Consider the following 11302-nt stretch of genomic DNA (forward strand, 5'->3'; position numbering starts at 1 on the left):
AGGTGTACGATCGAAGTATCGATGTCCTAATCATGCGCTTGCGCCGAAAGCTGGAGGCTGATGCGGCCAACCCTCGCCTGGTCAAAACATCCCGTGGCGCAGGCTACTTCTTCAACGCTGACGTAGATGTTAGCTACGGAGGCACGTTGGCCGCGTGACAGTGAGCTATGCTGGAGATTGGGGTGACGAGGCTGATCAAGCCTTCCAACAGTACCAGCCTGATCAATTACGGCGAGAGCTACCGGTCCGGAGATCGCATCAGCGCCTCTGTCGTCAAGAGAGCTGTTCTGCTTGACCCCAGCCATGGAGCTCAACGCCCCGCGTCGGAGCGCTCCCTGCTTCTGAAGGAAGCCACTAGGTCCGCTCGGGCTTGATCGGAGGCTTGGCTGATGGACGTCGTGGTTGCTTCGCTCAGTTGCCGCCCCATGGCGCGGCTTTGCGGATTATCAGTCCTCTGCCTCTTCGCCGGTCTCAACAGCGCTGTGGAATGTTCATTGTTTATGATGACGCCCCCGCTGTTCACGAGGTTGCTCCTGTCAAGTGTACTCGTCAGTCCGTCCTGGGCCTCGCGCTTCTTGCCCAAGTGCCGTTCAAACGGCGCTGGCGCGACTTGTTGAGCTCGAGAGATGGGTCCCTGCTCTCCTGCGTGGCCATGAGCTTGTGCCGCGGTCTGCGCAGCGGCGTCCCCAATGGCACGAGCCTCCATGCCGACTGCGTCTTCCGGACGAGCAGCAAGGGCAATTTCGCGCCCGAGTGCGAACTTCCGGACATGAGTTAGTGCACTGATTTCAGCGGTTTTCATATAGCGCTTGGCATCTTCATCCAGCGACCGCTCGTGAAGCCGATCCGCAATCCCCGGCTTTTTGTTTTCAACCAGGCATTGACTGAAACGTCTAAGAGCAGACCCATAGACCTCAACGGTACGGGGTTTCGGCCCGGTCGGCGCTGCCTCGTACGCTTTGATGAGAGCCGCTGTGTACTCTCTGATGAGCACGGCGTCGGCAGGGTGGGGATTCAGGGCCGGGCGGCCCACCACTGGCGCTCCGCCCGCCCACGTCTTGAGACGACCCAGTGACCCAGCCACGGCCGAGGGGCCGCCACCCCAGATCTCGTACTCCTTGCGATCCCGATCCAGCGACTCCTCGTGAAGCCGATCCGCAATCCCCGGCTTGTTATTTTCAACGAGCCAATGACCAAAGCCGAAAAGAATATCTACATGGCGCTTGACCGTGATCTCCCCGACCTTACCGGCATAGAGTGCTGACCTCAGCCCTTCGACAAGGGTCGCATCGTTGGAATAAAGAGGACCCTTGTCGGGACCGGAGACCACTTTTGGGCGATCTGGCTGCACCGCCGCCGGCACAGAACGAGCATGGTCACGCAACTCGGACGGTGCGGGGGGATTCAGATCAACCACTGACGAATCCGGCGCATGATGATGGCGCGCCGTTGAGTGACCCGGCTGCAGCACCGAGGCACCCAGCATCGACCCACTGCCTCCGGCGTACGGCGCCGCGGCGTGTTCTTGTCCGCTCCCTTGCATCATGGGCTGCGCTTCCCATGGCAATGCACCCACTTGATGGGTGGGGGCCTGCATCAGCACGCGAGCGCCTGAATTGCCGATCTCGCTCAGCTGCGGCTCAGTGGCAACGTCCTGCAGACGACTGTTCGGGGTCCTTTGCCTCTTCGCTGGTCTCAACTCCGCTGTATCATGCTCACGGTTGATGAGGACCTCCTCGCTTGGTAGCTGGTTGCTCCTGTCCTGTGCTGCGATCCGCTCGTCCGGCGCGCGCTGGTCGCCGTCGCGCCAGATCAGGGGACGAAAGGACCCTGCGGGATCCGAGGCTTGGTGATGGGGCCCAGTTGGCACGAAAGGCAATGGCAGAACAGCGTCGTCTTCATTAGCTTTCCCAGGGGGGAGATACTCTGGCCAACTGTATTCCTCCTGCGGCCCGCTGTGCTGCGCAGCGGCGTCCCCCTTGCTCTCAAGACTTTGAAATTTAAATGGGTCCCCGGGAGCAACGTCTGGCGCTGACTGGCCGAGCCGCTTGATCTGCTGGTGAAACGTCCCAACGGGGCTTTCCTTAACCGCGTCTCGGGCCTGTCGGTCCATGAGTTCAAAGTTCGTGAGATTATTTGCCGTTCCGAATGTATCGTCACCCCTGAGGCGGGTTTGTAGTGCCTGCCGATTGACGACGAGGTTGTTGAGGTTCAGGTCATCTGGCTGCGATTGCAATCGCCCAACCAGCGCCCGCGTGCCGTCCACCACGTAGACTCCGCAATCCACCACGTTGCTCTGCTGGGCGATGCGGGATACGCCCACGCGGGTCTCCAGGCTGGCGCCCAGATTTTCTGCGAGCTCTTTTGCAAGCGGGTCATGCCATCCGTTGTAGGAGTCATAATGATAGGCAACCGGCCGTTCCCGGTCGCTGCGATCAACGAACAGCAGCGACCAATGTTTGCCGCGCTCCTCACGAGTCGTACCGGCATCGCTCACTGGCACGAACAGGAAGTCGGCTGTGTCGTTGCCGTTCTTATGGACGATGCGCTGGAATGCGCTTAGCATGACGCTCTTGGAGCCCAAGCGCAGATGATAATTGGCTACGAGGGGATCCACGAACCGCGTCCGGGCGGCGAGATCTGGATTGTTCCCCTGCAACTCCTGCTCCAGGAGTTGGTAATCCCTCTGGATATGTTCGTCGCCTAGCCATTCCAATGCGCCGAGCACCCGCCCGTCTTTAGCTTTCCCAGGGGGCCTCTCTGGCCGACCCAATGCCTCCTGCGGCCCGCTGCGCTGCGCAGCGGCGTCCCCAATGGCACGAGCCTCCATGCCGACTGCGTCTTCCGGACGAGCAGCAAGGGCAATTTCGCGCCCGGGTGCGAACTTCCGGAGATGAGCTAGTGCACTGATCCTCCGGTTACCACCGGAGTTCACATAGCGCTTGGCATCTTCATCCAGCGACCCCTCGTGAAGCCGATCCGCAATCCCCGGCTTTTTGTTTTCATGCAGGTATTCACTGAAACGTATAAGAGTAGATCCATAGACCTGAATGGTACCGCGATTCGGCCCGGTCGCAGGCGCTTCTTTGTACTCTTTGATGAGAGCCGCTGTGTAATCTCTGATGAGCGCGGCGTCGGCAGGGTAGGGATTCCGGACAGGGCGGTCGACCACTGGCGCTCCGCCCGCCAACGTCTTGAGACGACCCAGTGCTCTAGCCACGATCGAGGGGCCACCCCTGCTCTCGTACTCCGAGGGGCCACCCCTGCTCTCGTACTCCTTGCGATCCTGATCCAGCGACGATTCGTCAAGCCGAGCAGCAAATCCCGGCCTGTTATTGTCAAAGAGCCAACGACCAAAGCCGAGAAGAGAATTTACATGGCGCTTGACCGTGCTCTCCTTGACCTTACCCGCGTAAGCTGACCTCAGCCCTTCGACAACGGTCGCATCGTTGGAATAGAGGGGACCCTTGTCGCGACCGGAGACCCCTATTGGAGGATCTGGCTGCACCGCCGCCGGCACAGAACGAGCATGGTCACGCAACTCGGACGGTGCGGGGGGATTCAGATCAACCACTGACGAATCCGGCGCATGATGATGGCGCGCCGTTGAGTGACCCGGCTGCAGCACCGAGGCACCCAGCATCGACCCACTGCCTCCGGCGTACGGCGCCGCGGCGTGTTCTTGTCCGCTCCCTTGCATCATGGGCTGCGCTTCCCATGGCAATGCACCCACTTGATGGGTGGGGGCCTGCATCAGCACGCGAGCGCCTGAATTGCCGATCTCGCTCAGCTGCGGCTCAGTGGCAACGTCCTGCAGACGACTGTTCGGGGTCCTTTGCCTCTTCGCTGGTCTCAACTCCGCTGTATCATGCTCACGGTTGATGAGGACCTCCTCGCTTGGTAGCTGGTTGCTCCTGTCCTGTGCTGCGATCCGCTCGTCCGGCGCGCGCTGGTCGCCGTCGCGCCAGATCAGGGGACGAAAGGACCCTGCGGGATCCGAGGCTTGGTGATGGGGCCCAGTTGGCACGAAAGGCAATGGCAGAACAGCGTCGTCTTCATTAGCTTTCCCAGGGAGCTCGCGCCCGAGTTCGGACTTCCGGAGATGAGCTAGTGCACTGATCCCACCGGAGTTGTTATAGCGCTTGGCATCTTCATCCAGCGACCCCTCGTGAAGCCGAGCCGCAATCCCCGGCTTTTTGTTTTCAACCAGGTATTCACTGAAACGTCTAGGAGCAGATCCATAGGTCTGAATGGTAGCGGGATTCGGCCCGGTCGGCGCTGCCTTGTACTCTTTGATGGGAGCCGCTGTGTAATCTCTGATGAGCGCGGCGTCGGCAGGGTCGGGATTATTCAGGACAGCGGCGCGGTCCAGCACTGGCGCTCCGCCCGCCCACGTCTTGAGATGACCCACTGCTCTAGCCACGTCCGAGGAGCCACTCTTGCTCTCGTACTCCTTGAGATCCGGATCCAGCGACTCCTCGTGAAGCCGAGCAGCAAATCCCGGCCTGTTATTATCAAAGAGCCAACGACCAAAGCCGAGAAGAGAATTTACATGGCGCTTGACCGTGCTCTCCAATGCTGACCTCAGCCCTTCGACAATGGTCGCATCGTTGGAATAGAGAGGACCCTTGTCGCGACCGGAGACCCCTATTGGAGGATCTGGCTGCACCGCCGGCGGCACAGAACGAGCAGGGTCACGCAACTCGGACGGTGCGGGGGGATTCAGATCAACCACTGACGAATCCGGCGCATCATGATGGCGCGCCGTTGAGTGACCCGGCTGCAGCACCGAGGCACCTAGCCTCGACCCACTGTCTCCGGCGTAGGGCGCCGCGGCGTGTTCTTGTCCGCTCCCTTGCACCATGAGTTGCGCCTCCCATGGCGATGTATCCACTTGAGGGCCGGGATCATGCACTGGTTCGTCCATTTGCTTTTGCAACCGAGCCCACCTTGCGGCCTCCGCGGCCTCGCCAACCGCGGAGGGCGTCTCCTCAGCCCTGGCGAACGCTGGCCCGGCAGGCGCCGCCGGCACAGAACGAGCATGGTCACGCAACTCGAACGGTGCGGGGGGATTCAGATCAACCACTGACGAATCGCGCGCCGTTGAGTGACCCGGCTGCAGCACCGAGGCACCCAGCATCGACCCACTGCCTCCGGCGTAGGGCGCCGCGGCGTGTTCTTGTCCGCTCCCTTGCGTCATGAGTTGCGCCTCCCATGGCGATCGTAGAAGGTCCGCGTGCGGAATCGAGTCGAAATATCCCGACAAATCAGCGTCGACCTTCTGCTTTTGCAACCGAGCCCACCTTTCGGCCACCGCGGCCTCGCCAACCGCGGAGGACGTCTCCTCAGCCCTGGCGAACGCTGGCCCGGCAGGCGCCGGCGGCACAGAACGAGCAGGGTCACGCAACTCGGACGGTGAGGGGGGATTCAGATCAACCACTGACGAATCCGGCGCATGATGATGGCGCGCCGTTGAGTGATCCGGCTGCAGCACCGAGGCCCCCAGCATCGACCCACTGCCTCCGGCGTAGGGCGCCGCGGCGTGTTCTTGTCCGCTCCCTTGCACCATGAGTTGCGCCTCCCATGGCGATGTATCCACTTGAGGGCCGGGATCATGCACTGGTTCGTCCATTTGCTTTTGCAACCGAGCCCACCTTGCGGCCTCCGCGGCCTCGCCAACCGCGGAGGGCGTCTCCTCAGCCCTGGCGAACGCTGGCCCGGCAGGCGCCGCCGGCACAGAACGAGCATGGTCACGCAACTCGAACGGTGCGGGGGGATTCAGATCAACCACTGACGAATCGCGCGCCGTTGAGTGACCCGGCTGCAGCACCGAGGCACCCAGCATCGACCCACTGCCTCCGGTATGCGGTGCCAGGTGCTCGTCCCCCAGCATCATGGGCTGCGCCTCCCATGCCAATGCACCCACTTGATGGGTGGGGGCCTGCATCAGCACGCGAGCGCCTGAATTGCCGATCTCGCTCAGCTGCTTAGCTTTCCCAGGGGGCTTCTCTGGCCGACCCAATGCCTTCTGCGGCCCGCTGTGCTGCGCAGCGGCGTCCCCAATGGCACGAGCCTCCATGCCGACTGCGTCTTCCGGACGAGCAGCAAGGGCAATTTCGCGCCCGAGTGCGGCGTACGGCGGGAACTTCCGGAGATGAGCTAGTGCACTGATCCACCGGTTACCACTGGAGTCCAAATAACGCCTGGCATCTTCATCCAGCGACCCCTCGTAAAGCCGAGCCGCAATCCCCGGCCTGTTGTTTTCATGCAGGTATTGACTGAAACGTCTAAGAGTAGCCGCATAGTCCTGAGTGGTTTTGGGATTCGGCCCGGTCGCAGGCGCTCCCTTGTACTCTTTGATGAGAGCCGCTTTGTACTCTTTGATGAGCACGGCGTCGGCAGGGTCGGGATTCAGGGCAGCGCGGCCCACCATTGGCGCTCCGCCCGCCGACTCTTTGAGACGACCCAGTGCTCTAGCCACGTTCGAGGAGCCACTCTCGCGCTGGTACTCCTTGAGATCCTGATCCAGCAACGGATCGTCAAGCCGAGTAGCAAATCCCGGCTTGTTATTATCAAAGAGCCAACGACCAAAGCCGAGAAGAGAATTTACATGGTCCGTGACCGTGCGCTCCCCGACCTTACCGGCATAGAGTGCTGACCGCAGCCCTTCGACAACGGTCGCATCGTTGGAATAAAGAGGACGCTTGTCGCGACCGGAGACCACTACTGGAGGATCTGGCTGCACCGCCGCCGGCATAGAACGAGCATGGTCACGCAACTCGAACGGTGCGGGGGGATTCAGATCAACCACTGACGAATCCGGCGCATGATGATGGCGTGTTTCCCCGGGAACAACGTCCCGTACGAACACCGAGTCTGGGTTGCCTTGGTCCGGCGCGACTGGAGCCAGGGCTCTGTCGTGCAACGCTCGCGCTGACTGGCCGAGCCGCTTGATCCGCTGGTGAAACGTCCCAACGGGGCTTTCCTTAACCGCGTCTCGGGCCTGTCGGTCCATGAGTTCAAAGTTCGTGAGATAATTTGCCGTTCCAGATGTATCGTCACCCATGAGTCGGGTTTGTAGTGCCTGCCGATTGACGACGAGGTTGTTGAGGTTCAGGTCTGGCAGGTCTGGCTGCCATCTTTGCAATCGCCCAACCAGCGCCCGCGTGCCGTCCACCACGTAGACTCCGCAATCCCACTCGTTGCTCTGCTGGGCGATGCGGGGTAAGTCCACGCGGGTCTCCAGGCTGGCGCCCAGCCTTTCTGCGAGGTGTTTTGCAAGCTTGTCATGCCATCCGCTGACGGAGTCATAATGATAGGCAACCGGCCGTTCCCGGTCGCTGCGATCAACGAACAGCAGCGACCAATGTTTGCCGCGCTCCGCAAGAGTCTTACCGCCATCGCTCACTGGCACGAACAGGAAGTCGGCTGTGTCGTTACCGTTCTGATTATGGACGATGCGCTGGAATGCGCTTAGCTTGTCGCTCTCGGAGCCCAAGCGCAGATGATAATTGGCTACGAGGGGATCCACGAACCGCGTCCGGGCGGCGAGTTCTGGATTGTTCCCCTGCAACTCCTGCTCCAGGAGCTGGTAATCCCTGTGGATATGTTCGTCGCCTAGCAATTGCAATGCGCCGAGCACCCGCCCGCTGGGGTCGCCGAAAACACCAAAAAACCCTTCGACCGCGGGGGACATCCCCTCAGGAAAGAGCTCTGGCGAGGCGGAATTCCCCGCCCGCAAGCTGGGAGGAGCGAATTCCGGTGGCCTCAGTGGCACCTCCTCGCTTGGTAGCAGGTTGCTCCTGTCCTGTGCAGCGATCCGCTCGTCCGGCGCGCGCTGGTCGCCGTCGCGCCAGATCAGGGGACGAAAGGACTCTGCGGGATCCGAGGCTTGGTGATGGTGCCCAGTTGGTACGAAAGACGATGGCAGAACAGCGGCGTCTTCATTAGCTTCCCCAGGGAGCTTCTCTGGCCGACCCAATGCCTTCTGCAGCCCGCTGTGCTGCGCAGCGGTGTCCCCAATGGCACGAGCCTCCATGCCGAGTGCGTCTTCCGGACGAGCAGCAAGGGCAATTTCGCGCCCGAGTGCGGCGGACGGCAGGAACTTCCGGAGTTGAGCTAGTGCAATGATCCTCCGGTCACCACTGGAGGCCTTATAGCGCTTGGCATCTTCATCCAGCGACTCCTCGTGAAGCCGAGCCGCAATCCCCGGCTTGTTGTTTTCAACCAGGTATTCACTGAAACGTCTAAGAGTAGCTCCATAGTCGTGAATGGTTTGGCGATTCGGCCCGGTCGCAGGCGCTCCCTTGTACTCTTTGATGAGAGCCGCTTTGTACTCTTTGATGAGCACGGCGTCGGCAGGGTCGGGATTCAGGACAGCGCGGCCCACCATTGGCACTCCGCCCGCCGACTCTCTGAGACGACGCAGTGCCACAGCCACAGTCGAGGAGCCACCACTGCTCTCGTACTCCTTGAGATCTTCATCCAGCGACTCCTCGTGAAGCCGAGCAGCAAATCCCGGCTTGTTATTTTTAAAGAGCCAACGACCAAAGCCGTAAAGAGAATTTACATGGCGCTTGACCGTTTCCTCCTTGGCCTTACCCGCGTAGAGTGACCTCAGCCCTTCGACAACGGTCGCATCGTTGGAATAAAGAGGACGCTTGCAGCCGCGACCGTCGGAGACCACTACTGGAGGATCTGGCTGCACCGCCGCCGGCACGGGGGAACGAGCATGGTCACGCAACTCGAACGGTGCGGAAGGATTCAGATCACCCACTGACGAATCCGGCGCATGATGATGGCGCGCCGTTGAGTGACCCGGCTGCAGCACCGAGGCACCTAGCATCGACCCACTGCCTCCGGCGTACGGCGCCGCGGCGTGTTCTTGTCCGCTCCCTTGCATCATGGGCTGCGCTTCCCATGGGGCCGCGCCTTCGATGAGGCTCAGGTCTCCGTGAGACGGATGAGGATGGAACGGGTCTGGCAGAGCCGGAACGCCGGGGGCGGGAATTTGGGCAGCGGCTTGGCGCGCCTCGCCCGAGCGCTGCTCAAAGCCCTCTTGCCCGGCCTGTGCCGCTTGCTCTTGAGATGCCGGGGGCTGCACCTGCCGCCAACCTGTTACATTGGATAGGTCAAATTTGTGCCGGTTCACGTTAGCCTCACGTCCACAGATCAGCTGAGCAACCTACTCGGGCATACTTACGAGAAGCTGACGAGGTCCGCGGTCCCGGAGCGGGTAGGCCTAATTTTCTGCGCGCCGATTGCGCTGGCGCGACGTAGCCCGGCCTTTTGCCAGCTCGGCAGCTACGGCTCGCAAAGAGCGTCGTAAGGCTTGCGGAGCCGCCCCTCAGCTCCCGTCGAGGAGCAATCCACAATTCACATATTTGGAGATGGCTCGCTGGTTTACCGGTCTGCGAGCCCTGCAAGCCCATGCTTCAGATGCCGCCCGTGCAGAGGTATTTCATTTCGAGGTAGTCCTCGAGGCAATGGCGGGAACCCTCCCGCCCGATGCCGGACTGCTTCACTCGGCCGAAAGGCGCGGCTTCCGACGACATGCGTCCCGTGTTCATACCACTATGCCATATTCCAAGGCCTCGGCGACACGCCAAACACGCTTCCGTTTGAGGCCAAATGTGGGGGAAGGCCGTAGATCGTGTCGTTGGCCTCATGCACGACCTATCCGCATCGTCGAAGCAATCACAGGCGCCAGCCGCCCGAATGTCTCTTTCTTGCGCGATGGTCATCTCGCTGGAGACCGGACCGATAGTTCGACGTGCCATTCGCGCGATGCGTTTGCCCCCGCATCGATTCTGCGGCCTTTCGCGACGGCATGGGATTCGATTTTGGCCAGAGCCTGCCTGTCGATCAGCGCACCGATCGCCACTCCGGAGCAAAGCCCTCGCCAACGATAAGTGGCGGACTTTCTCCACGAACTCTCGACAAACACCTTCGTGAACGCCTGACTGGACGGGGGTAGCCATGCCGAACAGGTCGCATAACCACGCCATCGTTCGGCGACTGCAGCCGCGAAGCGTCTCGAACACATCGGCTCGATGCGGTTGCGTCCAGAATGCATCAGCGAGCGGCGGGAGTCTTCGCTATATTCGCCCCCGACATCCCGAAGTCCACCAGCTTGCCTGCCAAAAAGGGGTGTTGCATGAATAAACCCGCTTTCGTCGCCGTCAGCCGCGTGCCCAGGAAGGACGACAGTCTCCATAGCAAGAATGCGAGATGATCATCGTATTCAGCGGCAGCGTGCCGGCGAAATTGGGTGTTCGGCAAGCCAAATAGCGCGATGCAGAAGGATGGTGAGGATTTCGCGTCCGCCACTGCGATGCATAGAGCCACCCTTCGCAACCGACCAGCGCAACAAAGCTCGTTATGCGGCGCGTAGGTTCGTAGACGCTTATCCAGTATCGAGATAACAAGGCCGCTGCGCAGGAACGAACTCTGAGAGCGCACCCTGCGAGAGGTTGCGCTTGCTGACGCGGCTGTGGAAGAAGCAGGGGCTCGCGCCGAAGCGCATGATCACCGACTAGCTTCGCTCGTATGGAGCGGCAAAGCGACAGATGATGCCGGACGTCGAGCACCGGTCGCACAAGGGGTTGAACAACAGAGCGGAGAATTCCCATGTGCCGCCGCGAAAACGGGAGCGGATGATGCAGGGGTCCGATCGCCGGGAGGCCTGCAACGCTTCGTCTCGACCTTGTCAGCCCTCCGCAACCTCTTCGTCCCCCGCCCCAAACGTTCTGCTCTCGCCATACATGTTCATCGCTTGCAAGCCATCGCCGAATGGAAGGCCGTGACTGGAACGCCCGCAACAATGGATTGCTAACGGCGAACTCATGCTGGTCGGCAAGGCGATACTGGCTGGAGCATCAACTCGGCCGACGAGAGTGGCCACACCATCCTAGACAGGATCGGCCGATATGCCCGGCATCGCCGCTCTGCAAAAAGCACAGCGGGCATCCAGACGTTGCCGGGTTGACTATGGGTGTCCGAACCGCGAAAAGAGGCCGCTCTTTATGAGTGGCGTGCGCTGGCAGTCTAACCCCAAGCCCCCCGCCCGGGCTGCCGGCGCGCTTCTAGGAACATCGAGGTAGATGACGAGACTCCGAACTACATTTCCAAAGCTATCGGTGGATTCACATTTCAAGCCCAATCGATTTCCTACAGCCAGGCGCGAACGTTCGATTGGAACATTCAGAATTCACATCAAGGTGCACCGCTATTGCGTCCCGAACAGGTTCGGCTGCTCGATGACGACTACGAGATTGTTCTCATCAAAGGTCTGCCACCATTA

At 61.0% G+C, this 11302-nt stretch carries 3 protein-coding genes and 2 pseudogenes; 3 read left to right on the forward strand and 2 right to left on the reverse strand.

Features of this window, described 5'->3' with window-relative positions:
• On the forward strand, positions 1 to 158 hold a 158-nt coding region (locus NKK51_RS32075), incomplete at its 5' end, for a winged helix-turn-helix domain-containing protein (RefSeq protein WP_352556293.1).
• A gap of 152 nt (positions 159 to 310) precedes the next feature.
• On the opposite strand, the gene NKK51_RS32080 is transcribed toward NKK51_RS32075, so the two are convergent.
• Positions 311 to 9151 (reverse strand): Ulp1 family isopeptidase, encoded by an 8841-nt coding sequence (locus NKK51_RS32080; RefSeq protein ID WP_352556291.1) that lies wholly within the window; start codon positions 9149 to 9151, stop codon positions 311 to 313.
• 283 nt (positions 9152 to 9434) lie between these two features.
• Positions 9435 to 9569 (reverse strand): aldehyde dehydrogenase family protein, encoded by a 135-nt coding sequence (locus NKK51_RS32085; RefSeq protein ID WP_023671820.1) that lies wholly within the window; start codon positions 9567 to 9569, stop codon positions 9435 to 9437.
• Positions 9570 to 10475: 906 nt separating this feature from the next.
• Between NKK51_RS32085 and NKK51_RS32090 the strand changes: the two are divergent.
• Together NKK51_RS32090 and NKK51_RS32095 are read left to right on the forward strand one after the other, a co-directional pair.
• Positions 10476 to 10834 (forward strand): annotated as a pseudogene (locus tag NKK51_RS32090) (DDE-type integrase/transposase/recombinase); the annotation flags it as partial.
• Positions 10835 to 11101: 267 nt separating this feature from the next.
• A pseudogene (locus NKK51_RS32095) lies at positions 11102 to 11302 on the forward strand (type IV secretory system conjugative DNA transfer family protein); the annotation flags it as partial.

The sequence above is a fragment of the Mesorhizobium sp. M0011 genome, from assembly GCF_040324155.1.
GTDB lineage: Bacteria > Pseudomonadota > Alphaproteobacteria > Rhizobiales > Rhizobiaceae > Mesorhizobium.

Bases quoted from the DNA above. Each gene is read 5' to 3' on its own strand.
- NKK51_RS32085 (WP_023671820.1), bottom strand. From the start codon at position 9,569: ATGAACACGGGACGCATGTCGTCGGAAGCCGCGCCTTTCGGCCGAGTG.